Source organism: Qipengyuania marincola, assembly GCF_029688625.1.
GTDB lineage: Bacteria > Pseudomonadota > Alphaproteobacteria > Sphingomonadales > Sphingomonadaceae > Qipengyuania.
Map to the genome: position 1 here is coordinate 277406 of NZ_JARULC010000002.1, position 23879 is coordinate 301284.

General features: G+C 64.3%; 19 protein-coding genes. 8 read left to right on the top strand and 11 right to left on the bottom strand.

The features are described 5' to 3' along the window. Positions 1–85: 85 nt before the first annotated feature. Complete coding sequence (gene gyrB / locus P8Q88_RS06590; protein ID WP_278323053.1) at positions 86–2611, top strand: DNA topoisomerase (ATP-hydrolyzing) subunit B; 2526 nt, start codon at positions 86–88, stop codon at positions 2609–2611. A gap of 20 nt (positions 2612–2631) precedes the next feature. After that, positions 2632–3702 carry an AI-2E family transporter gene (locus tag P8Q88_RS06595; protein ID WP_278323054.1) on the top strand — a complete coding sequence of 357 codons (1071 nt, stop codon included), beginning with the start codon at positions 2632–2634 and terminating at the stop codon, positions 3700–3702. Here the strand turns inward: P8Q88_RS06595 and P8Q88_RS06600 are convergent. The 8 genes from P8Q88_RS06600 to P8Q88_RS06635 form a co-directional block, all read right to left on the bottom strand. Continuing rightward, positions 3699–5648 (bottom strand): hypothetical protein, encoded by a 1950-nt coding sequence (locus P8Q88_RS06600; protein WP_278323055.1) that lies wholly within the window; start codon positions 5646–5648, stop codon positions 3699–3701. The two genes, P8Q88_RS06595 and P8Q88_RS06600, sit on opposite strands and share 4 nt — an antisense overlap. Continuing rightward, the gene (locus P8Q88_RS06605; protein ID WP_278323056.1) at positions 5645–6079 is read right to left on the bottom strand and encodes a hypothetical protein; all 435 of its coding nucleotides are present in this window, start codon (positions 6077–6079) and stop codon (positions 5645–5647) included. Before P8Q88_RS06605 ends, P8Q88_RS06600 begins: the two co-directional genes overlap by 4 nt. Positions 6080–6171: 92 nt before the next feature. Then, complete coding sequence (locus tag P8Q88_RS06610) at positions 6172–7416, bottom strand: WcaI family glycosyltransferase (RefSeq protein ID WP_278323057.1); 1245 nt, start codon at positions 7414–7416, stop codon at positions 6172–6174. After that, positions 7413–8063 (bottom strand): hypothetical protein, encoded by a 651-nt coding sequence (locus P8Q88_RS06615; RefSeq protein ID WP_278323058.1) that lies wholly within the window; start codon positions 8061–8063, stop codon positions 7413–7415. Before P8Q88_RS06615 ends, P8Q88_RS06610 begins: the two co-directional genes overlap by 4 nt. A 51-nt stretch (positions 8064–8114) precedes the next feature. Continuing rightward, entirely contained in the window at positions 8115–8915 is an 801-nt protein-coding gene (locus P8Q88_RS06620) for a DUF1295 domain-containing protein (RefSeq protein WP_278323059.1), read from the bottom strand. After that, complete coding sequence (locus P8Q88_RS06625) at positions 8912–9544, bottom strand: 1-acyl-sn-glycerol-3-phosphate acyltransferase (protein ID WP_278323060.1); 633 nt, start codon at positions 9542–9544, stop codon at positions 8912–8914. The genes P8Q88_RS06620 and P8Q88_RS06625 overlap by 4 nt, the downstream gene beginning before the upstream one ends. 48 nt (positions 9545–9592) lie before the next feature. Continuing rightward, positions 9593–11203, bottom strand: coding sequence for a carboxyl transferase domain-containing protein (locus P8Q88_RS06630; RefSeq protein WP_278323061.1), 1611 nt, complete (start codon positions 11201–11203; stop codon positions 9593–9595). Then, positions 11200–12369 (bottom strand): acyl-CoA dehydrogenase family protein, encoded by a 1170-nt coding sequence (locus P8Q88_RS06635; RefSeq protein ID WP_278323062.1) that lies wholly within the window; start codon positions 12367–12369, stop codon positions 11200–11202. Before P8Q88_RS06635 ends, P8Q88_RS06630 begins: the two co-directional genes overlap by 4 nt. Before the next feature lie 163 nt (positions 12370–12532). On the opposite strand from P8Q88_RS06635, the gene P8Q88_RS06640 reads away from it, so the two are divergent. The 4 genes from P8Q88_RS06640 (at position 12533) to P8Q88_RS06655 (ending at position 16891) form a co-directional block, all read left to right on the top strand. Beyond that, positions 12533–14059 carry a sensor histidine kinase gene (locus tag P8Q88_RS06640; protein WP_278323063.1) on the top strand — a complete coding sequence of 509 codons (1527 nt, stop codon included), beginning with the start codon at positions 12533–12535 and terminating at the stop codon, positions 14057–14059. An 86-nt stretch (positions 14060–14145) separates the two neighbouring features. Further along, positions 14146–14595 (top strand): hypothetical protein, encoded by a 450-nt coding sequence (locus tag P8Q88_RS06645; RefSeq protein ID WP_278323064.1) that lies wholly within the window; start codon positions 14146–14148, stop codon positions 14593–14595. Then, on the top strand, positions 14592–15359 hold the full coding sequence (locus P8Q88_RS06650) for an ATP-binding cassette domain-containing protein (RefSeq protein ID WP_278323065.1): 768 nt from the start codon (positions 14592–14594) through the stop codon (positions 15357–15359). The genes P8Q88_RS06645 and P8Q88_RS06650 overlap by 4 nt, the downstream gene beginning before the upstream one ends. Then, positions 15356–16891, top strand: a complete 1536-nt coding sequence (locus P8Q88_RS06655) for an ABC transporter permease/substrate-binding protein (protein WP_278323066.1) — start codon at positions 15356–15358, stop codon at positions 16889–16891. Before P8Q88_RS06650 ends, P8Q88_RS06655 begins: the two co-directional genes overlap by 4 nt. Here the strand turns inward: P8Q88_RS06655 and P8Q88_RS06660 are convergent. Genes P8Q88_RS06660 through lgt form a run of 3 tightly spaced genes read right to left on the bottom strand, consistent with a single transcriptional unit; the run spans position 16888 to position 19258 of the window. Beyond that, entirely contained in the window at positions 16888–17301 is a 414-nt protein-coding gene (locus P8Q88_RS06660) for a DUF2147 domain-containing protein (protein WP_278323067.1), read from the bottom strand. The genes P8Q88_RS06655 and P8Q88_RS06660 overlap by 4 nt on opposite strands. Further along, entirely contained in the window at positions 17298–18389 is a 1092-nt protein-coding gene (locus tag P8Q88_RS06665) for a class I SAM-dependent methyltransferase (RefSeq protein WP_278323068.1), read from the bottom strand. The genes P8Q88_RS06660 and P8Q88_RS06665 overlap by 4 nt, the downstream gene beginning before the upstream one ends. Next, positions 18386–19258 (bottom strand): prolipoprotein diacylglyceryl transferase, encoded by an 873-nt coding sequence (gene lgt / locus P8Q88_RS06670; protein WP_278323069.1) that lies wholly within the window; start codon positions 19256–19258, stop codon positions 18386–18388. The genes P8Q88_RS06665 and lgt overlap by 4 nt, the downstream gene beginning before the upstream one ends. Before the next feature lie 164 nt (positions 19259–19422). Here lgt and P8Q88_RS06675 point away from each other — a divergent pair, with 164 nt between their 5' ends. Both P8Q88_RS06675 and P8Q88_RS06680 read left to right on the top strand, forming a co-directional pair. After that, on the top strand, positions 19423–21117 hold the full coding sequence (locus P8Q88_RS06675) for a class I adenylate-forming enzyme family protein (RefSeq protein ID WP_278323070.1): 1695 nt from the start codon (positions 19423–19425) through the stop codon (positions 21115–21117). After that, positions 21114–23873: a [protein-PII] uridylyltransferase gene (locus P8Q88_RS06680; RefSeq protein ID WP_278323071.1), complete on the top strand. Its 2760-nt coding sequence runs from the start codon at positions 21114–21116 to the stop codon at positions 23871–23873. The genes P8Q88_RS06675 and P8Q88_RS06680 overlap by 4 nt, the downstream gene beginning before the upstream one ends. The last annotated feature ends 6 nt before the right edge of the window (positions 23874–23879 follow it).

The window sequence follows — 23879 nt, forward strand, 5'->3', positions numbered from 1 at the left end:
AGCTGAAACCGGACAAAAGGCGATCAATGGGGAAAAACTTGGCCGAAACTTTGGTTTTTCGCCTGCGAAAGCCTATATCATCGACATGGACGATACCCCTCAGAACACGGGCGCCGAAGCGCCGAAAAAGAACGGTTACGGCGCGGATTCGATCAAGGTCCTCAAGGGCCTCGACGCGGTGCGCAAGCGCCCCGGCATGTATATCGGCGATACCGATGACGGATCGGGCCTGCATCACATGGTGTTCGAGGTGTCGGACAACGCCATCGACGAAGCGCTGGCGGGCCATTGCGACCTCGTCCTGATCGAACTCAACGCCGATGGATCGGTAAGCGTCGAGGACAATGGCCGCGGCATTCCGGTCGACATGCACAAGGAAGAAGGCGTCTCGGCGGCCGAGGTCATCATGACCCAGCTGCACGCCGGCGGGAAGTTCGAGAACACCAGCGACGACAATGCCTACAAGGTATCGGGCGGCCTCCACGGCGTGGGCGTCTCGGTCGTCAACGCGCTGTCCGAATGGCTCGAACTCACGATCTGGCGCGACGGCAAGGAACACTGGATGCGCTTCGAGCACGGCGACGCGGTCGAGAGCCTGCGGGTCGTCGGTGATGCGCCGCCGGTCGCCTCCAACGGTGACGAGGATGGCCTCAAGAAGGGCACCCGCGTCACCTTCAAGGCCAGCGAGGAAACCTTCAAGAATGTCACCGAATTCGATTTCGAGAAGCTCGAGCACCGCTACCGCGAGCTCGCCTTCCTGAATTCGGGCGTGCGCATCCTGTTGCGCGACAAGCGTCACGAAGAGGTGAAGGAACACGACCTGTTCTACGAGGGTGGCATCGCGGCCTTCGTCAAATATCTCGATCGCAACAAGCAGGCGCTGGTTTCCGATCCGATTTCCGTCAGCGCGGAGAAGGACGGCATCGGCATCGATGTCGCGCTGGAATGGAACGACAGCTATTACGAAAATGTCCTGTGCTTCACCAACAACATCCCGCAGCGTGACGGCGGCACGCACCTCGCCGCCTTCCGCGCCGCGCTGACCCGCACGCTCAACAACTACGCCAGCGCCAGCGGGCTGATGAAGAAGGAAAAGGTCAGCCTGTCGGGCGAGGACATGCGCGAGGGCCTGACTGCGATCGTCTCGGTGAAGCTGCCCGATCCCAAGTTCGGATCGCAGACCAAGGACAAGCTGGTCAGCTCCGAGGTTCGCCAACCACTCGAAAGCCTGATGGGCGAGAAGATGAGCGAGTGGCTCGAGGAAAATCCCAACGACGCAAAGCAGATCATACAGAAGGTAATCGATGCAGCCGCCGCGCGCGAAGCCGCCCGTCGCGCCCGCGAGATGAGCCGCAAGGGGGCGATGAGCATTGCCAGCCTCCCCGGCAAGCTCGCCGACTGCCAGGATCGCAATCCCGCCAATTGCGAGCTGTTCCTGGTCGAGGGCGACTCCGCAGGCGGCTCCGCCAAGCAGGGCCGCGACCGCAAAACGCAGGCCATCCTGCCGCTGAAGGGCAAGATCCTGAATGTCGAGCGGGCGCGGTTCGACCGGATCATCAGCTCCAAGGAAGTCGGCACGCTGATCCAGGCGATGGGCACAGGATTGCGCGACGAATTCAACCTCGAAAAGCTGCGCTATCACAAGATCGTGATCATGACCGACGCCGACGTCGACGGCGCGCATATCCGCACGCTGTTGCTCACCTTCTTCCATCGCCAGATGCCGGAAATCGTGAAGGCCGGGCATCTCTTCATCGCCCAACCGCCGCTCTACAAGGTCGCGCGCGGCAAGAGCGAGGTCTATCTCAAGGATCAGGCGGCCTATGACCGCTATCTGATCGACCAGGGCCTGCAGGGCCGCGTGCTCGAAACGCGCGAAGGCGCGATTCCCGAGACCGGGCTCCACACGCTGGTTGAACACGGTCTGCGCATGCGCAATTTGCTCGGCTTCGTGCCGCGCAAGTACAAGACCGATTTGATCGAGGCGTTGGCACTGGCCGGGGCGCTGGCGCCGGATGAGCGCGATCGGACTGCCGCGCTCGAACGCGCTGCGGCCCATCTCCAGATGGGCGACACGGAAGCGAAATGGACTGCCGAGCTCGGCAGCGACGGCAAGGTTCGCCTGAGCCGCCTGTGGCGCGGGGTGACCGACGTTCACGAAATCGACGCCGCTTTTCTCGACAGCGCGGAGGCACGAAAGCTCCACCGCGTCGCGACCGAGCACGCCGATGTCTACGCGGCACCCGTACGCCTTGTCCGCAGCGGATCGGCCGAAACAGTCGACGAGAGCGAAGCCGACGAGGGCGATGAAACCGAAGCTCCGGTGTTCGGCGACGATGCGATCACCCTGCCGACGCAATTGCTCGAAACCGTCATGACCGCCGGGCGCAAGGGCCAGAAGATCCAGCGCTACAAGGGTCTTGGCGAGATGAATGCCGAGCAGTTGTGGGAGACCACGCTCGATCCGGACAACCGCGCCCTGCTTCAGGTAAAGGTCGAAGATGCCGATGTGACCGACGAGATTTTCACCCGTCTGATGGGTGATGTGGTCGAACCGCGGCGCGAATTCATCCAGTCGAATGCGCTCAACGTCGCCAATCTCGACGTCTGACGCCGGGGAGCTGAGCGGGCATGCGCGAGATCAAGGGGCTGGAACGCGGCGGCTTCCTGCTGTTCCTCGTATTGGTCAGTCTCGCGCTGCTCGTCGTCGTATTGCCATTCGCCCAGCCGCTGCTCTGGGCGGCGCTGGCGGCGATCATGTTTCAGCCGCTGTTCCGCTGGTTCCTTAGCCGGGCGCCCGGGCGCGACAACCAGGCCGCGCTTGCCAGTCTGCTGGTGATCTTCGTGGCGGTGATCGTGCCGGCCTTCGCTATCGGCAGCGCGGTGGTGAACGAGGCGGCCGGGCTGGTCGTCGCGTTCCAGGAAGGCCAGATCAATGTTTCGGACTGGTTCGAGCAGGTCTTCGCGGCGCTGCCTGCGAATATCCAGGAGTCGCTCGATGCCTCGGGCTGGGGCGACCTGTCAGACCTGCAGCAGCGCGCGCAGGAATTTCTCCAGGCCAGCCTCGGCCTCATCGCTCAGCAGGCCCTGGCCATCGGCGGCAGCGTTTTCGGCTTCGTCCTCGCCTTCGGGATCGGCCTCTACGTAAGCTATTTCCTGCTGCGCGACGGGCGTACCATCGGGGAGGCGATCCTCTCCTCCTTGCCGTTCGAGCGCGCCATAGCCGACCGGCTGGCAGAACGCTTCCTCGGCATCGTGCGCGCCACGATCAAGGGCTCGGTGGTCGTCGGCATCGTGCAGGGCGCGCTGGGCGCGATCACTTTCTGGGTCGTGGGCATTCCCTCAGTCCTGCTGCTCGGCGTGATCATGGCGATCGCCTCGCTGCTACCTGCGATCGGTCCGGCAATCGTCTGGATACCCGCCGCGATCTATCTCCTGGCGACCGGCGCGATCTGGGAGGGTGTGGTCGTGATCGTGTCCGGCGTGGCGCTGATCGGCATGGTCGACAATGTCCTGCGACCCATTCTGGTTGGCCGCGATACGGGAATTCCCGACTGGCTCATCCTTGTCACCACACTCGGCGGCATCGCGCTGATGGGCCTTTCGGGCATCGTGGTAGGACCGTTGGTTGCGGGGCTGTTCCTCGCCAGCTGGCAGATTCTGCGCGAACAGCGCGAAAACGGCCCCGCAACACTGGCCTAATAAGCGCCGAACCCGGCCTCCTCCCACCGCGACGCCGCGCGATTATAGGTGAATTCGATCCAGTCGTGCGGCTTATCGAGCACGCGCGTGATCATCATCGCAGTGCTGGGTGAGGCGCCCTTTACAAAAGTTATGCTGCCCGCTGCATCCTGCTTCACGAGACGCAGTCGTTGACCGTCGGCATAGCCATATGGCGCGCCTCCTCGAGGATTTGCCGGGAGCGTCAGGTCGAGAGCGATATCGCCGGTCAGCGCCAGCGCCATGTGCGAGCTGGCAGGTGCCAATTCCCCCGACACGCCAATGGCGGCAGGACGGTAATAGCCCTGCGCGGTGGATGCCGAGGTGGCATTGCCGCCGTTGAAGATCACGAGCGGGAAGGACAGCGGATCATCGGCCCCATTGGGGACGCGCCCCGCCAGGAACTCGCCCTCCACGTCGATTCTGCACGACCGGTCGAGATAGCCACCCCAGCGCACGTCCAGCCAGTGGCGCCCCGCCTGCTGGGCCAGCGCGCTGCGGTGATGACGCACCTTCAGGCGGATCTGCGTGGGCGGAGAATGATAGACGCCCGCCGGTGCGCCCTCGACCTGCTGGGTGAGGCTGTTGGGTCCGAACAGGCCGACCGCATTGAACCCCGGTCTACGGTCGAGCAGCGCATCGATTTCGAGATCGATATCGCGCAGCGCATGCCCATGCGTGCTGCTGATTGCGACCGGCGTATCGACCGTGCGGATGCGGCCCGATACCCAGCTGTTGACCCAGACAAGTCCGGCATCGTCGAAGCGGCAGCCCGCGAGGATCGTTGCCGGGACTGGTGCGAGCGGATCACGCGTCGGATATTTGTAGCTGTAGAGTCGTCCGTGGGTCGAACCGCCGCCCAGCCAGACATACTCGCAATCGCGCCACAGGCAGTTGCGAAAGTGGGCATAGGACTTGCCGGTGTCTTCCTGCGCAATCTTGCAATCCCCGAACTCGCAATCCTCTGCGTCAACGCGCGGATCGCAGCCCAGGTTGAGCCCATTGCCATTGCCGGTCAGCAGGCGGCAGCGCGTCAGCGAAAGCTGCTCGATCGCATCGTCGGCGCCGACCGCGTAGAAGATTTCCCCGCGCCAGCCGATGAAGTCAGTATCGCGGCAAATGACGGTGCCGACATAGACGTCCTGCAGCCAGAAGCCCTTGTCGGAAATGTCCCAACCATCGCCGGTGGCAGGGTCGGCGGGAAAGCTCGTCTGCGCCGTGCGCTTGCGGTTGCCCGCGAAGACAAGCCGGTCGAGTTCGAGCCGTGCGATGCGGCGCGGCGCTGGCTCCGGCCGAGCGGCGTCGCCATCGATGAACAGACCGCCTCCGCGCCAGACCGCGGGGCTCGCATCGGCGGAAGAGGTGGCCACGGTTTGCCAGTTGGCATCGGGATCGACGCCGTCTGGTCCGCGAAAGTCGAGCACGCTTCGCTCCGGCGCGCAGCCGCGCAGGCGCGAGCTTTTGCTAACAACCAGCGGGTGGCCGTCGGTGGCGCGCGTCTCCTGCACGGGCGAGGTGCGCAAGGGGCAATCGATACGATAGCGCGCGCTCTCGAAGCGAACTTCGCCAGCCCCGATCGCTTCGGCATACTCTATCGCAGCCTGGATTGCCGGCTGGTCGTTCGTGACGCCGTCGCCGGTCGCGCCGCCCTGCTCCACCGACAGTGATCCGGCTTCAGGCAAGAGGCGGAACAGCCGACCGTTGCGTGTTTGCACGACGAAGCGCGGATGAGCGAGAGCGAGCGCCTCGTCCGCCAGATCATCGGAGACATAACTCGCATTCCCATGGCCGGGCCGGGAAAACCCTGCGGTGTCGAGCCGACAGATGTCAGGCGATGGTGTGCGCATGGCAAGATCGCCGAACAAGGCAGGAAGGGCCTGCGCGCCGCGCTGGGCAAGCCCCAGAGCCGCCAATGTCAGCGCGCTCATTGGGCGAGCCTGTAGGCAAGGGTTCCCGAAATTGGCGCCACATCGAGCCAGAGCTGAGCGCCGGCCTCGCTTTCCTGCCAAACTGGTTCGCAGACATCGGCCGTGTACAGCCCCCAAGTCGCCCCGGCCAGCGTTACGGGCGCCTTGGTGACGCCACCATCTGTCGACCGGAGCATGCGCACCTCGCCTTTCCAGTCACCTGTCAGGGTGAGGTAAACGGGTGCGAATGCAGCAGGCTCGAACGGACCTGCGACCATCGCAACGGAGGTGGTGCCCTCAAGCGGCTCGGTTGCTGCAGGGGCGCTCGCGACTACGGGCAATGGTGCTTGGGGCGAGACAAGCGCGAGATGACCGGTGCCATCGTCCCGGCCCAGCGCAAGAACGGGGGCGAAGCCGCCGGGGGCCTCGATGGGAATTGGTTCTGACGACATATGGTTGGCTCCTGAATCAAAAGGAGCCAGATCGGTTAGTCATGCATGGCCGTGTAGGAAAATGGTTTTGCCGTCTGACGGCAAATGCCGCTTTACCGGTTCTCGAGCAGAAGCTGCATCCGCGCATCGAACTGTTCGACGATTGCGGCGCGCGACCACGATCTTGCCGCCCGTTCGCGGCCGACGCGCCCCATGCGCGCCCGTAGGTCCGGATCGCGCGACAATTGCTCGACGCTCCAGGCAAAAGCTTGCGCATCACGCGGCGGAACGATCACGCCCGCCCCGTCAAGTTCGCGCGCAATGCCCGTGTTCTTTCCAGCCGTAGCGACAATCGGTCGCCCGGAAGCCAGCATGTTGCCGATTTTCGAGGGCAGGACGAGATCGGCCGCATCGGGCGTTTGCGGCAGGAGATGGACATCGGCCATCTTGAGAAGCTCGCCGATCATCTCCTCGGCCTGCAGGTCGTAGAAGCGGATGTTACCTGCGCCCCGAGCTAGCGCCTCAAGATGCCGTCGATTGGGCCCCTCTCCGCAGATAACGAAGGTTATGTCAGGCCGGTGAGAAAGCAGGTGCGCTGCCTCAACAACGATTTCCAGCCCCTGCTTATTGGCGATATTGCCCGAGTATAGCGCCACCGTTTGACCGGTCAGCCCCCATCGCTCGCGCAATGCCGCACCGTCGCTTCCGGCGATGCGATCCCCGTGATTTGCCCAATTGCGGATTTCAATCACCCTATCCGGCGCGACCCCCTTTTCCATCGCAAGCGCGCACATCGGCCCGCTGATGGTCGACACCACATCGGCAGAGCGCAGCATGCGTTTCTCGAAGCGGGCGGCGGCCATGGCCGTGGCGCTGCCCTGTTCGATCAGCCCCGTTGCCATGGCTGCACCAACTTCGAAGTCCTGCACGTGCAACCACAGCGGAATGCCGGCCCGACGTGCCATTCGCGCTGCTACGGGGACCGCGACCATCGAGGGCGCGACTGTAACGACGAGATCGGGCGAAAAGTCGCGCCGGATAATGCGCGCCGCGGGATAGGCGCTGCTGGCAAAACTGAGGTGGTGCGCTATGCGCCGCGATCCGGTGGGATTGGCGGGAACGTAGTGCGGACAACGCGTGATCCGCACACCCTGCTCGACGCTGCTTTTCCAACGGCCCTTGTAGCGCTCGTATAACCGCCATTCGGGATAATAGGGTTGGCCCACGACGGCCGCGACCTGGTGTCCCCGCTCCACGAGGGCTTCGGCCAGTCCGGAAGAGTAAGGCCCGACGCCGATCGGTTCGGGACTGTAATTCAGCCCGATGAAGAGAATGCGGCGCGAAGGCCGATTGCTCACGTTCCGGAAATCGAGTGCATGCCGCGCGCGTCGACCTCGCGCTGGCGCAAGCCCTCGAAGAGCGCGTCGATGAGTTCAGCCAGCTTGCCTTCGGACAAGCGCTCGTCGATCATCGCGATGAGATAGGGCTGGATGTAGCAGAGCACCGCCTGGTTGATCAGCGACATGGCCCGATTGATTTCCAGCCCTTCGAAATATCCATCTGCCTGCGCTTGTGCGATCAGTTCGCACAGATAGTGATCGGCCAGATCGATGTAGCTCTGCGCATACTCGAAATAGCGTTCACCCATTTCGACATAGAGCCTGAAAGTCGCCGGATCGCGCTGGAAGTCCTCGCGCAGCAGCTGGAAGCGTCGGGCGAAGAATTCGTACATCTTGCGGCGCACGGGCAATTCGGTCGCCATGACCTCGTCCATCACGGCCAGCTTGGGCTTGAACCACTCGGCCACGATCGCGTCGTAGAAGTCCGCCTCTTCGGGAAAGACCGCTTCGACGCGCGAGCGGGTGACATTGAGTTCGGATGCGAGCCGCGATCGGGTAATCTCCTCGCCACGCCGTTCCATGATAGCCATGGCATCGCGCGCGAAGCGGCTGCGCAGCTCGTCGATCTCGTCCTGGCTCACCCGGCCGTACCCTCGTTCGTCCATCCTTCGCCCATGTAGCGCGTTCGGCGCGCGGTTAAACCCCGCCAAATGTCGTCAGGAAGATTTCGCAGGCGGCATGGGAATGAAGGCGGAGGTCCGCTTCTTGTATTCTTCATAGCCGGGGCGGGAATGTTTCATGCCCTTCTCCAGCAAGGCCGCGCCCGACCACTTGACCAGGGTGAACGTCAGGAAAAGCGGTCCGATCACGGTTGCCGCAGCTACCCACCAGCCGGCAGAGGCCGCCGCGATCCAGATCCCCCACCAGACGCAGGCATCGCCGAAATAGTTCGGGTGGCGAGTATAGCGCCACAAACCCTGGTCCATCACCTCGCCCTCGTTCGCAGGATCGGCCTTGAACCGGGCCAATTGCCAGTCGCCCACCCATTCGAAGAAGATACCGACACAGTAGAGCGCCAGCCCGACGAGTGCGAGACCGCTTATCGGGGTATTTGAAGCGGCCTCGAGAATTCCGTACTGGGCAGGGCTGCACACAATGAACAGCAGGACCGACTGGCCGAGGAACACCTTGACGAGCGCGGCGAGCGCGAAGCGGCCTTTCTCCCGATCCTTTCTCAGCATGCGCTCGTAACGCTTGTCCTGCCCCTCGCGCCGCCAGCGAATGAAGAGATAGATCGACAGGCGCAGACCCCAGGCGACAGTCATGATCATCAGCATGGTCGCCAAACCTCCGGGCCGGGCGAGCTGGAGCCAGCTCACGAAAGCCATCAGCGCCATGCCGAAGCCCCAGAAACTATCGATGAAGGACACGTCGTCGATCTGCAGCGCAGCGACCCACAGGATCAGAGCGACGCCCAGCAGGATCGCGGCATTGGCTGTCAGAGCCTCGAGGATCATGCGGCGGTCTCTCCGCGCTCCGCCAGCAGGCGCTGCGCCTGCGCCTCAAGCACCTTGTAGCGACCGTAATCGGGCCGCTTTGACCGGAACCACGCGGCGATCTTGGCAAGATCGGCCGCGTAATCGTCGCTCGGCGTGATCGGCTCGCTGAAGCCGAGGCGGCGCTTGCGCCAGCTGACCCAGGCGAGGACGATCGGCACATTGGCTTCGCGCGCGATATGCCAGAAACCCGATTTCCATTCGCCATCGCTCTTGCGCGTACCCTCGGCGGCGATGACCAGGGCAAGCTTGTCCGACTTGCGAAACGCCTCGGCCACCTGCTCGACATAATTGGCACGCTTGCGGCGATCCACCGGCACGCCGCCCATGTCGTACATGAAACTCTTCATCCAACCGGTGAAGAGCGTGTGCTTGCCCATGAAACTGGGCTCCACGCCTTCTTCCGCGGTTGCACCGGTGAAGAACACGAAATCCCAGTTGGAGCTATGCGGCGCGCCCGCGATCACATATTTCTGGATGCCGGGAAGACCGCTCTCGACCTTCCAGCCCTGCAGCCGGTAGATGGCCCAGATGATCCGTCGCACGATACGCGACAGGAGCGAGCGCTTGCGGCCCGGTTCTTGCGACATGTTCTCTCCCACGCGTGCTGCCTACCAGAAGTTTCTGCGAAAGCGAGCCTACATGCGGAAGATGCCGAAGCTTGGCGTTTCGGGGATGGGTGCTTCGAGTGTGGCGGCTAAGGCGAGGCCGAGCACGTCGCGCGTCTGCACCGGGTCGATCACCCCATCGTCCCACAGCCGCGCGGTCGCGTAGTAGGGATTGCCCTCGTCCTCGTATTTCTGGCGGATCGGAGCCTTGAAGTCCTCGGCCTGTTCCTCGGTCCAGCTGTCGGCGTCGCGATGGACGGTGGCGAGGACCGATGCGGCCTGTTCACCGCCCATCACCGAAATACGCGCATTGGGCCAGGTGAACAGGAAGCGCGGGCTATAGGCGCGGCCGCACATGCCGTAATTGCCCGCCCCGAAGCTGCCGCCGATGACCACGGTGACCTTGGGCACGGTGGCAGTGGCGACAGCTGTAACCAGCTTCGCGCCATGCTTGGCGATGCCTTCCGCCTCGTATTTCCCGCCGACCATGAAGCCCGAAATGTTCTGGAGGAAGAGTAGCGGGATGCGGCGTTGCTGCGCCAGCTCGATGAAGTGCGCGCCCTTCTGTGCGCTTTCCGAAAACAGCACGCCGTTGTTGGCGAGGATCGCGACCGGCATGCCCCAGATATGGGCAAAGCCGCAGACCAGCGTGCTGCCGTAATGCTGTTTGAACTCGTGAAACTCGCTGCCGTCGACGAGGCGGGCGATGACCTCGTGCACGTCGTAGGGCGCGCGCACATCCTCGGGCACGATGGCGTAAAGGTCCTCGGCATCGAACTTCGGCGGGCGCGGATCTTTCAGCGCGACGTGTTTCGCCTCGGCATAATTGTTGCCGAGATGGCTGACGATATCGCGCACGATAGTGAGCGCGTGCTCGTCGTTCTCGGCGAGATGATCGACCACGCCGGATTTCTTAGCATGCAGGTCGCCGCCGCCCAGATCCTCGGCGCTGATTTCCTCGCCTGTTGCCGCCTTCACTAGAGGCGGTCCGGCGAGGAAGATCGTGCCCTGATTGCGCACGATCACCGTCTCGTCCGACATCGCCGGAACATAGGCCCCGCCCGCAGTGCAGCTGCCCATGACGCAGGCGATCTGCGGGATACCAAGCGCGCTCATGTTGGCCTGGTTGAAGAAGATGCGCCCGAAGTGATCGCGGTCGGGGAAGACCTCGGCCTGGTGCGGCAAATTCGCCCCGCCGCTGTCGACGAGGTAGATGCACGGCAGCCGGTTTTCCTGCGCAATTTCCTGTGCGCGCAGGTGCTTCTTGACCGTCATCGGGTAATAGGTGCCGCCCTTCACGGTGGCATCGTTGCACACGATCATCACGTGCCGGCCCGACACGCGACCGATCCCGGCGATCATTCCCGCGCCGTTGATTGCGTCCTTGCCATACATGCCGTTGGCGGCAAGCTGGCCGATTTCGAGGAACGGGCTGCCCGGATCGAGCAAGCGTTCCACCCGCTCGCGCGGCAGGAGCTTGCCCCGCCCGACATGGCGCTCGCGACTGCCCTCAGAGCCGCCCAAAGCAGCGGCGGCTACGGTGGAGCGCAAGTCTGCGGCGAGAGACTTGTTGTGCTCGAAACGCGCCTTGGCATCGGGCGCCTCGCGGTCGAGCGTCGAGGTGAGAACGGGTGCGGTCATCCCGCCGCCCCGATCAGCTCGCGCCCGATCAGCATGCGGCGGATCTCGTTCGTCCCCGCCCCGATGTCGAGCAGCTTGGCATCGCGCATGTAGCGCTCCACCGGCCAGTCGAGCGTGTAGCCTGCGCCGCCGAGCGCCTGCACACTTTCGGCGGCCACGCGGAAGGCGTTTTCGCTCGCCAGCAGGATGACGCCTGCCGCATCGAAGCGCGTCGTCTGGTCGGCATCGCAGGCCTTGGCGACGGCATAGGTGTAGGCGCGGGCCGATTGCAGCGCGACATACATGTCCGCCACCTTGGCCTGCATCAGCTGGAAGCTTCCCAGCGGCTTGCCGAACTGGGTGCGCTCGCGAAGGTAGGGGATGACCGTGTCGAGGCAGGCCTGCATGACGCCGAGCTGCAATCCGGCGAGCACGACGCGCTCGTAATCCAGCCCGCTCATCAGCACGCCGACGCCGCCGTTTTCGGGGCCCATCACATTTGCTTCGGGCACGAAGCAATCGTCGAACACCAGCTCGCTGGTGGGCGAGCCGCGCATGCCGACCTTCTCGATCTTCTGGCCGATGGAAAAGCCTTCGAAATCCTTTTCGATCAGGAAGGTCGTGATCCCCCGGCTGCCCGCTTCGGGCGAGGTCTTGCCGTAGACAACCAGCGTATCGGCATAGGGGGCGTTGGTGATCCAGAACTTGGTGCCGTTGAGCACGTAGCCGCCATCGACCTTCTCGGCCTTCATCTTCATCGAGACGACATCCGATCCGGCGCTCGCTTCGCTCATGGCGAGGCTTCCGACATGCTCGCCGCTGATCAGCTTGGGCAGGTATTTCGCCTTCTGCTCCGCATTGCCCCAGCGCGCGATCTGGTTGACGCAGAGGTTGGAATGCGCGCCGTAGCTGAGGCCGACAGAGGCGCTTGCGCGGCTGACCTCCTCCACCGCGATCACATGTTCGAGATAGCCGAGGCCTAAACCGCCGTCGGCCTCGCTGACGGTAATGCCATGCAGGCCCAGCTCGCCCATCGCAGGCCACAGCTCCGCCTTGGGAAACCAGTCCTCGCGATCAACCTTCTCCGCCAGCGGGGCGATCTGTTCGTCGGCGAAGCGGCCGACATTCTCGCGGATCATCTCGGCGGCCTCGCCCAGCTGGAAATCGAAATCGGGGGTCGCGCGCATGGTCTCTCCTCAAAATCCGCGAAAATCTGGGGCTCGCGTAATATCGTTGCGCGCCGATAGCCGAGCGCGCGGCGCGGGGCAAACCGTATGGCGCAAGACGCATTGCGATGCCGCAGAACTTATTGGCGCATTGCGGATTTTCTCCTAAGGGCCTTCGTCGCACATGCACCAACGGACCGATCAGCTATGGCCCCGCGGCTCCCAGCCCGCGCAGGCATTGTGCGGCGAAGACGATCGCCTGTCCGTCCTTGCTGCACACCAAACCGATGCTCTGGTTGGCGACGAAGAGCTCGCGCGGATTGCCAGCCTGGCCGCAAAGATCTGCGAAACCCCCATCGCGCTGGTGAGCATCGTCGAGCGAGACCGACAGCATTTCCTCGCTCGCCTCGGTATCGATGCCAGCGAAACTCCACGTCCGACGAGCTTCTGCGCCCATGCCATGCTGGGCGGTCAGGCGATGGTCGTGCCGGATGCGACGAAGGACGAGCGGTTCAAGGACAACCCGCTGGTCACCGCCGAACCGAATATTCGCTTCTACGCTGGCTATCCGCTCGTTTCTCTGGAGGGCGCACCGCTCGGCTCCCTCTGTGTCATCGACACCCAGCCGCGTGAGCGCGGCCTGACCGAACTCCAGCACGAGACTCTCGAAGTGCTCGGTCGTGCGGTCATGCGCCGGCTTGAGTCGCGGCGCCAGCTTTCAAAGGCCGAAGAGGCCGACGAGCGGTTGCAGAAGCGCGTGCGCCAGATCCTCGATTCGGTGCCGGGAATTGCCTGGTCCGCCGATGCCGACCTCAATTTCGATTATTTCAACGCGCAGTGGCGCGAGGTGACCGGGCTCGACCAGCCCGCGTCGGTCGAAGAATGGAGCGCGGCCGTCCACCCCGAAGACTATGGCCCGAGCCACGACGATTTCGTTGCCGCGGTGACGCGCGGCGCGACTTACGAGGCTGCCCTGCGAATCCGGCATGCTTCGGGAGAGTGGCGCTGGATGCTCTCGCGCGTCGTGCCTGTGCAAACGCCCGAGGGCGAGCATCGCTGGGTGGGGACGCTTACTGATATTCACGAAGAGCATAGCCAGCGAGAGGCGAAGGAACTGCTGGCCGGAGAATTGTCGCACCGCATCAAGAACATTTTCGCGGTCATTTCCGGCCTGATTGCGATCCGTTCGCGCGGCAAGCCCGAGCTCGCCGAGTTCACGAAGGAATTGGGCGCCGCGATCCGTGCGCTGGGCACTGCCCATGACTACGTCAGGCCCGATGACGGGCGCAGCAGCGACAATCTTCAAGGCCTGCTGCAAGACCTCCTGAAACCCTATGATGACGGGCGCGCGGCACGGCTGCAGATCAGCGGGGACGATGTCGAAACCGGGCCGCGGGCCGCGACGCCCCTGGCGCTGATATTCCATGAATTAGCCACGAACTCGGCCAAATATGGCGCCCTGTCCTGCGACGACGGGGAAATCAGGATCGCCATTTCCGCCGACGCCGCTTCCGACGGGGACATCCGCGTCACCTGGACCGAGGTGATGCGCGGCTATTGCGACACTCTCGATTCAGAGCATGAAGGGTTCGGCTCGCGTCTTTTGCGCATGGCCGTGGAGAATCAGCTCGAAGGGCGCTTTGATCGCTCTTTCGGCGAAGAAGGCATCGTCATCGATCTGGCCTTTCCCAAAACGAAAATCCTGCCCTGACGCATAAAGCCGCTATCCCGCGACGGCCTTTCGCACGGCGGCGAACCTGCTAGCGTGAGATCAGGGCAAGCTTAAAGGTAAGAGAAATGCGCTATCCCATGCTGTTCGGACTGTGCGCCCTCGCCATGGCCTGTACGCAAGGCGAAGAGGAGCAGGGCACCACCGCCGAAACCGTGACCGACGACGCATCGGTGGCCTCTCCTGCTGCCGACGACATGCCCGGCGAATTTGCGGAAACCGCCTGGCGCGCCATTGCCGAGGATGGCTCGCGCTACACCACCTATCTCGATCGCGACGGGTGCTATCGCGACCTGCGTAATGGCGATCCATGGCAAACCGGCCAGTGGACCTTCAATGCCACCGGAGACGAGCGGCTGTGCTTCACGCCGGACGACGAGAACGGGGCGGAACGCTGCTGGAAACCCGAAAGTATGCAGGAAGAGACGATGAGCGCGACCGGCCCCGGCGACCGGCGGATCGAGCTGGAACGCGTCGATTATCAACTGCCCGATGACGAGGGCAGCGAGAACGGGTGATCGCTTCCGACATACCAGCGCTCGAATTTCGCGACGTACGCAAGAGCTACGGCGCGACCCAGGCAGTGCGCGGCGTGTCCCTCGCCATCGACAGCGGCCAGTTCGTCGCGCTGGTCGGGGCTTCGGGATCGGGCAAGTCGACCTTGCTGAAAACCATCAACCGCCTCGCCCCTGCTTCGAGCGGCGAGGTCGTTTACGAAGGGGAGCCGGTTGCCGGATTGCCGCTTCCCGCCCTGCGCCGTCGGATCGGCTATGTCTTCCAGTCCATCGGCCTGTTCCCGCACATGACGGTCGGCGAGAACATCGGCATCGGTCCGCGTCTGGCGAAACAGCCGCTCGCGCCAAACCGGATCGACGAGCTGCTGGAGCTGGTCGAGCTCGATGCAGACATGGCCACCCGCATGCCCGATGCTTTGTCGGGTGGCCAGCGCCAGCGTGTCGGCGTGGCCCGGGCCCTTGCGGGCCATCCGCACCTGTTGCTCATGGACGAGCCCTTCGGCGCCCTCGATCCCATCACGCGGAATGCGTTGGGCGAGAGCGTCCGCAAGCTGCATGACGAGCTTGATCTCACCACGGTCATGGTGACGCATGACATGGCCGAGGCCTTGCTGCTGGCCGACCGGGTCCTTGTCATGGACAAGGGCAGGATCGTTGCCGATGAGACACCGCAAGCCCTGCTGGAAGGGGGCGGTGGCACAGTGGCGCAAGATCTCGTCGCGGTGCCGCGCGCACAGGCTGACCGACTGGCGGAGCTCTCGCGGTGAGCGAGATCTGGCAGGCGCTGCTGAACCTCGGCGACCAGCTGTCGGCGCATGTGCTGCTGTCGGCCTCGGCCATCGCGCTCGGCATCGTGACGGCCCTGCCGCTGGCGGTCTGGGCCAGCCGGTCGGCGACGGTTTCCCGCGCCGCGCTGGGGTTTGCAAGCCTCGTGCAGACCATTCCCGCACTCGCGCTGCTGGCGCTGTTCTTCCCCATCCTGCTGAGCCTGCGCGCAGTGTTCGGCCAAGGTTTGCCGACGCTCGGGTTCCTGCCCGCATTGCTGGCGCTGGCGCTGTATGCGCTGTTGCCGATCCTGCGCAATGCGATAACCGCGCAGACCAATCTCGATCCTGGGGTCATCGAGGCGGCAGACGGCGTGGGCATGACCTTCTGGCAGCGGCTACGGCTGGTCGAGGCGCCGCTCTCCGCGCCCTATGTCATGGCCGGCATCCGCACTGCCGCGGTCTGGACCATCGGCGCTGCGACGCTGGCGACGACCATCGGGCAAAAGAGCCTGGGCGATCCGATCTTCGCTGGCCTCCAGACGCAAAACTGGGTGCTGGTTCTGGCCGGCTGCATCGCGAGTGCAGGCCTTGCCCTGATCGCCGACGGGCTGCTCGGCACGATCGAGAAAGGGCTCAAGATGCGGCGGCGCCTGCTGACCCTCGGAGGGGCCGCGGCGGTGGCGCTGGGCGTGGCTGCCGCGGCTCTCGCCCAGTTTGGCGGGACCGGGGAGCGGCGCATTGTCATAGGCGCCAAGGGCTTCTCGGAGCAGTATATCCTTGCCCGCCTGATCGGTCGGCAACTCGAGGCAGCCGGCTATTCTGTGGACTATCGCGACGGACTGGGCTCGGCCGTCGCCCATCGTGCGGTTTCGACCGGGGCAATCGACGTGCTGGTCGATTACACGGGCACGATCTGGACCAACCAGATGCAGCGCGAAGACAATCCGCCGCGCGATACGATGCTGGAGGAAATCATCGCCTGGGAATCCAGGACGAGCGGCACACACGTGCTTGGTCGCCTCGGTTTCGAAAATGCCTATGGCCTCGCCATGCCGCGCGCGGCGGCCGAAGCTCGTGGCCTGCAAACCATCGCCGATCTTGGCCCGGTCGCAGGCACCTTGACCATTGGCGGCGACCCCGAATTCTTCGAGCGCCCCGAATGGATGGCGGTGCGAGAAGCCTACGGCCTGCGCTTTGCCGAACGCCGCAATTTCTCACCGACCTTCATGTACAATGCACTGAAATCGGGCGAAGCGGATGTGATCGGCGCCTATACTTCGGACGGGCGGATCGCCGCCGACGACCTGACCATCCTCGGCGATCCGCGTGGGGCCTTCCCCAATTACGACGCGATCGTGCTGCTCGCGCCGGAGACCGGGAACGACGCCGCGATCCGCGCCGCGATCGAGCCGCTGATCGGCGCGATCGACGTCGCGGCGATGCGCAAGGCGAACCTTTCGGTCGACCGCGAAGAGGACAAGCTGTCGTTCGAAGAGGCGGCGCGGCAACTGGCCGAGCGCGCGGGTCTCTAGCGCGCCTTGCGCCAGACCTGCGTCTGGCAGAAGGGGCCGATGCAGCCCTTCACCTCGAGCACATTGGCACTGCGGCGCTTCAGGATCGAGCGGTAGGTCTTTCCGCTTTTGGGATCGTAGATCGTTCCGCGCCACTCGTCGCCATCCTCGGCGAAGCCGGTCAGCACCGGCATGCCGAGCAGCTTGCGGCTGCGCTTCGCGGCATCCTTGTTGTTGACGTCGCGCTGGTCGAGGCCCTGGGGCGGCGGCACGAGGAATTTCGCGATCCGGCCGCACAGTTTCGCGCCGCACGGTGCAATCGAGATTACCGCGTCCTTCTCCTCGGTCACCCACCGGCCCTGAACGGGTTCGGCCGCGGCCAAGGGGAAGGCGATGAGCATGGCGGCAAGAGATACGACGGCTTTCTTCATTGCGATTCCTTCCTTCGGTCTGACGGACCTTCATCGAATCCCGCGCCGCGCGGCCAGTCGCGTGCGGAGAATGCCAGCACCTTGAACAGGTCGCCCATGGCCTCGGGGTGAACGAGCCGCTCGTGCGCCGACGCGATGTCCTTCGCCTGGGCAGGCGATCTGGTTGCAAGGGCCTGCGCGCGCAGGCCGATGCCCATCGCCTCGAGCCAGGCACCCTGCGTCGCCGTCGCCGTCGCGAGACCGGCCCTGCTGACGATGTCCCTGAGCGTGGCGAAATCGACATGGGCCGTCAGATCCATGCCCCCCGGCGCGGCGAACACGTCGACCTTCTCGTGGCGCTTCAGGGCCTGCAGCGTCGAGCCCGTGCGCGCACTCAGATGGCCGTAATCGATGAACAGGGCCGCACCGCCCTGCGCGTCGATTCGCCGCGCCAGCGCATCGACCAACGCAGCGGCCGCCGGACAGGTCTCGATGATCGTGCCGGGCTGCGCGGCGCGCTGGGCCTGCGGCACCGCATCATCCATCGGATTGGGGCCGGCGGCGAAGACGAATTCGTCCCGCTCGTCGAGCGCGACCATGCGCTCGCGCCAGCCACGCTCGGTCATTACCAGCTGGCGGATCGGAAGGGCATCGAGAAACTCATTGGCCACGAGGAATATCGGGCGGTTTTCGGGCAGCGTGTCGATCGTGTCGTGCAATTCGGCTCCGGCAAGCGCCTGCGACTGCAGGGTGCGCAAGGCCGGAGAGCCTTCGACCAGATGCACGTCCGGCCGCCATCCCTGGCTTGCCATCGCGCGCAACGCATCGCGCGCCAGCGTGCCCCGCCCGGGCCCAAGTTCGACATAGAGCGCGTTGGCCGGACGGCTCGCGCGCACCCATATGTCCGCCAGCCAGAGCCCGACCATCTCGCCGAACATCTGGCTGATTTCGGGGGCCGTGGTGAAATCTCCCGCCGCGCCCAGCGGATCGCGGGAGGCATAATAGCGCCCATTGCTTTCGCCCATGTAGCGCGCGACGGGGATCGGCCCGTGCTGCGCGATCAGGCGCCGAAAGCTCTGCGCCAGGCCTGGCTCGTCCGTGCCGCTCATGCGGCCGCCGGCTTGCCTTTCCTGGGCGTTCCGACAGGAGGGCGCATCAGCGAATAGGCGACGAGCGCGAGGCCGAGCGCGACCAGCGGCAGGCTCAGCCACTGCCCGCGCGACAGCCCGGTTTCCACCACGACACTCGCCAGATGTGCATCGGGCTCGCGGAAGAACTCGTTGATAAAGCGCCCCAGCCCCATGCCGGTGGTGAAAATTCCGACCAGCAGTCCGACGCGGTAGCGCGCCTTCGTTTTCCAGAACATCAGCATCATCACGATGCCCAGCAGCAACCCTTCGAGCCCGGCCTGATACAGCTGGCTGGGATGTCGGGCCACATCGCCGCCGTCGGGGAACACCATTGCCCAGGGCACGTCGCTTTCGACCGCGCGACCCCACAATTCGCCATTGATGAAATTGGCGATGCGCCCCGGGAAATACGCGAAGGGCACCGACACCGCGACATAGTCGCACACGCGCAGGAAATTGAGACTGCCGCGCCACGAAACCCAGGCGATCGCGAGGACCACCCCGATCAGTCCGCCGTGGAAGCTCATGCCCCCTTCCCACAGCTTGAACATGTCCACGGTGCCGAACAGCTCCGGCCGGTAGAAGGCAACATAGCCGAACCGCCCGCCGAGGATGACGCCGAGCGTTGCGTAGAAGAACAGGTCGTCGACATGCCGCTGCGCCATTGGGGCGCCCGGCTGCTTGATCATCTTGGACACGTGCCAGACCGCGAAGATGATCCCGATGAGATAGGCCAGCGAGTAGTAGCGTAGCTGAAACCAGCCGATCTCGAACAGATAGGGTCTCAGCCCCAGATCCTGCCAGTAGATCGGGTCGATTGCGCCGCTGGCGGCGAGTAGTGACAGCAAGGGCTTATCCTCTTAGAGACATGTGCAAGGCCGCGTCCGACGACCCATCGGCGGCGGCTTTTGGCATAGCAGGAGTTTTGGGGAAAGCCTGCGTCGAGCCGCATTATCCGCGCGAGCCTCGGTAAGCGAGGCCGCGCACTGTTTTGGAGAGGACGACACAACCGATGCCCACCGAACTCGACAAGGATATTCATCGCATTACCGACGCCGTCACTGCTCCGGGCCAGATGTTCGAGCTGACCGAAGCGAGCCGGCGCGGCGTGACGATGCCCGCCTTCAAGAACGCGCCGCCCAGCGTCGCGCATTACTTCGCGCATTTCTGCAACGAGAAGAAGAACGAAACCTTCCTCGTCGATGGCGACATGCGCATGACCTTCGGTGAGGTCTGGCATGCTGCGAGCCACGTGGCCCATGGGCTGGCGACGGAGCACGGGATCCAGAAGGGCGATCGCGTGGGCATCGCGGCGCGCAATTCGGTCAATTGGATCATCGCCTATATGGGCACCCTCATGGCCGGCGGCTGTGCGACGCTGCTCAACGGCTGGTGGACGGGCGAGGAGCTCGCCTACGGAATCGACCTGTGCGAATGCAAGCTGGTGCTAGCCGATCCGCAGCGTGCGGCGCGGCTCGACGGCGTCGACCATCCTGCCAAGGTGGTGGTGTTCGAGCATGGCCGCCCGAGCGAAGGCCTCGCCCCGGTCTGGGCGGCAGGCGATACGGCGATGAAGATGCTGGGCGAGATCGGCCCCGAAGACCTCGCCACGATCCTCTACACCTCGGGTTCGACCGGCCATCCCAAGGGCGCCTATTCCGACCACCTCGGAGTCGTCTCGGGCACGATGAACTACGTCTGCCAGACGGCGATGATCCTCCAATTGCTGACCGAGCGGGGCGAGGCGCCCACCGTGCAGCCGAGTGCGCTCGTCGCCGTGCCGCTGTTCCATGTGACCGGCGAAGTGCCGCTGTTCCTCCAGAGCTTTGCCATGGGCCGCAAGCTCGTCCTGATGCCCAAGTGGGACGCGGGCGAGGCGCTGCGCCTGCTCGACAAGGAGAAGATTACCTATTTCGTCGGCGTGCCGTTGATGAGCTACGAGATCGCGATGCATCCCGACCGCGAGAAATACGATCTCTCGCAGTGCAAGACCTTTGCCGCGGGCGGGTCCGCGCGCCCGGTCGAACATGTGAAGCGCATCAAGGATGCCTTCCAGGATGGCTATCCGGTGCTCGGTTACGGGCTCACCGAAACCAATGGGGTCGGCGCGGGCAATCTCAACGAGAACTATCTCGCCAAGCCGAACAGCACCGGCATGCCCTCGCGCCCGCTGGTCGAGATTGCCATTCTCGACGATGACGGCAACCAGCTGCAGCAGGGCGAGGTGGGCGAGATCTCGATCCGCTCGGTCTGCAATTTCCTCGGCTACTGGCGCAACGAGGAAGCGACCAAGGCCGCGTTCAGCGACGACGCATTTTTCCGCACCGGCGATCTCGGCTACATGGACGAGGACGATTACCTGTTCATTGTCGACCGCAAGAAGGACATCATCATCCGCGGTGGCGAGAACATCTCCTGCATCGAGGTGGAAGAGGCGATCTACGCACATCCCGCGGTCGCAGAATGTTCGGTATTCGGACTTCCGGACGAGCGTTTCGGCGAGATTCCCGCTGCGGTCTACCTCACGCATGAGGGCCATGAGTTGTCCTCGGACGACTTGCAGGAATTCCTCCGCGAACACATCGCTCCGTTCAAGATTCCGAGCGTCATCTGGCAGGCGGAAGAACAGCTTCCCCGCCTCGGCACGCAGAAGGTCGACAAGCGGACCGTCAAGGCCACCTACGCGAGCGACTACGAGGCCGCTTGAGCACCTTCCGTATTCCCCGCCAGCGCGCGATCTTCGACCGGCGCGATGTCGCCGCGCAGATCGATGCGTTGGTGGAGGAGCACGGCGAAAAGGCCCGCCAGCCGATCGTGCAGCTGCTGAAAGAGGCGCTGGAGAAGGGCCGCGCCGAACTGGCCACGCGGCTGGAGGAAAAACACTCCGCCGGGCATGAATGCGCGGGCGGGCACTCCTTCCTGATCGACCAGCTGCTGCGCGTGATCCACGATCATGCGACGACGCATCTCTACCCCAGCGCCAACCGGTCGCAAGCCGAGCGACTGACGATCATGGCGGTCGGCGGGTATGGCCGGTCCGAAATGGCGCCGCATTCCGACGTCGACATCGCCTTTCTCGTCGGCGGCAAGAAGACCGCCTGGTGCGAACAGGTGGTCGAGGCGATGCTCTACCTCATGTGGGACCTCGGCCTGAAGGTCGGCCATTCCACGCGCACGCTGGACGAGGCCATCCGGCTGTCGAAGAGCGATCTCACCATCCGCACCGCCCTGCTCGAAGGGCGCTACGTCTGGGGCGACCAGGAGCTGTATGACGAGGGCGCGCGCCGCTTCACCAGCGAGGTTGTGCGCGGCAACGAACGCGCTTTCGTCACCGAAAAGCTGGCCGAGCGCAATGCGCGGCACAAGCGCATGGGCGACAGCCGCTATGTCGTCGAACCCAACGTCAAGGATGGCAAGGGTGGCCTGCGCGACCTCCACGCGCTCTACTGGATCGGCAAGTTCATCCACCGCGTGCGCGCGGCGGCCGAACTGGTCGATGTCGGCTTGTTCACCCCGGCCGAATATCGCAGCTTCCGCCGGGCGGAGAACTTCCTCCTCGCGGTCCGCTGCCACCTGCATGTCCTCACTGGCCGCGCCGAGGACCGGCTGACCTTCGACATGCAGCGCCAGATTGCCGAGCGGATGAATTTTGCCAAGCGGCCCGGCAAGAGCTCGGTCGAGCGGTTCATGCAGCTCTATTTCCTTCATGCGAAACGCGTCGGCTCGCTCACCGGTGTCTTCCTCGCGCATATCGATGAGCAGTTCGAGGCGAAAACCGCGCGCTCGGGCTTCTTCGCTGGCTGGAAGCAGAAGGCGAGGCTCGTCAAGGGTTATCGCGTGTTCGGCGGCAAGATCGCCGCGCCGTCCGACGACTGGTTCCGCAAGGACCCGGTGCGCCTGATCGAAATCTTCCAGATCGCCGAGGAGCAGGAGCTGGAAGTGCATCCCGAAACGATGCGCCAGGCCGATCGCGACAGCGGGCTGATCGACAATGCGGTACGCAATGATGCGCGCGCCAATGCCATCTTCCTCGACCTCCTTTGCGGTCGCAACGATCCCGAGATGGTGCTGCGCTGGATGAACGAGACCGGCGTATTCGGAAAGTTCGTGCCCGATTTCGGCAAGGTCAACGCGCAGATGCAATTCGACATGTACCACCACTATACGGTGGACGAGCATACGATCCGCGCCATCGGCCTGCTCAACAAGATCGAGAAGGGCGAGCTTGCCGACGACCATCCGCGCGCCACGCGCCTGATCCACAAGGTCAATTCGCGCCGCGTCGCTTACGTCGCGGCGCTGCTGCACGACATTGCCAAGGGGCGGGGCGGCGATCATTCGGAGCTCGGCGCCGACGTGGCCCGCGAGCTGTGCCCGCGCTTCGGCCTCGACGAGAACGAGACCGAGCTGGTTGCATGGCTGGTGCTGCACCATCTGCTGATGAGCCACACGGCGCAGAAACGCGACCTGACCGACCCCAAGACGATCGAGGATTTCGTCGGCAAGGTGCAGAGCCAGGAGCGGTTGCGCCATCTCGCCATCCTGACGGCGGTCGACATCCGCGCGGTGGGTCCGGGCACCTGGAACAGCTGGAAGGGCCAGCTGCTGGGTGAGCTATACGATTCGGCCAGCGAGCGCTTGCGCCTCGGCCACATGCGCGAGGGGCGCGAGCGCAAGATCGCGGCGAAAAAGGAGCAGGTCGCCGAATTGCTCGGCGAACAGGCCGGGCTGGTCGACAGTCTCGCCGCCACCATGGGCGATGCGTACTGGATCGCGGAGCCGGTCGACATCGTCGCCCTGAACCTCGTGCATTACGATGCGGCGCGCGAGGCGGATCACGAGCTGTCGATCCACTGCGAATTCTACGAAGCGCGCGGGGCGACGCTGGTCACGGTCATCGCCTCGGACCATCCGGGTCTGTTCTATCGCATCGCGGGCGGCATCCACCTGGCAGGCGGCAACATCATCGATGCGCGCATCCACACCACGCGGCAGGGCTGGGCGCTGGACAATTTCCTGGTGCAGGACCCGCATGGCGGCGCCTTTGCGGAGGAGGGTCAGTTGGAGCGGCTCAAGAAGAGCATCACCGATGCCCTCGCCAACCGCGTCGATCTCGCCCCCCGGCTGGCGCGACGTCCGCTCAACCATAGCCGTGCCCGCGCCTTCGACGTTTCGCCGCGCGTACTGTTCGACAACAAGGCGTCGAACCGCTTCACCGTGATCGAGGTCAATGCCCGTGACCGGCCCGCACTGCTCAATCGCCTCGCCCGCGCGCTGTTCGAAAGCCGCCTCGTCGTCCACTCCGCCCACGTCACCAATTACGGCGAGCGCGCGGCCGACACCTTCTACGTCACCGATCTGACCGGCCACAAGCTGGAGCCCGGCGAGCGAATGAATCGCATCGAGTCACGCCTAATCGAGTCCGCGAGCGACGCCATGCAGGACCGGCTGGAGAACGCTTAGGAAAGA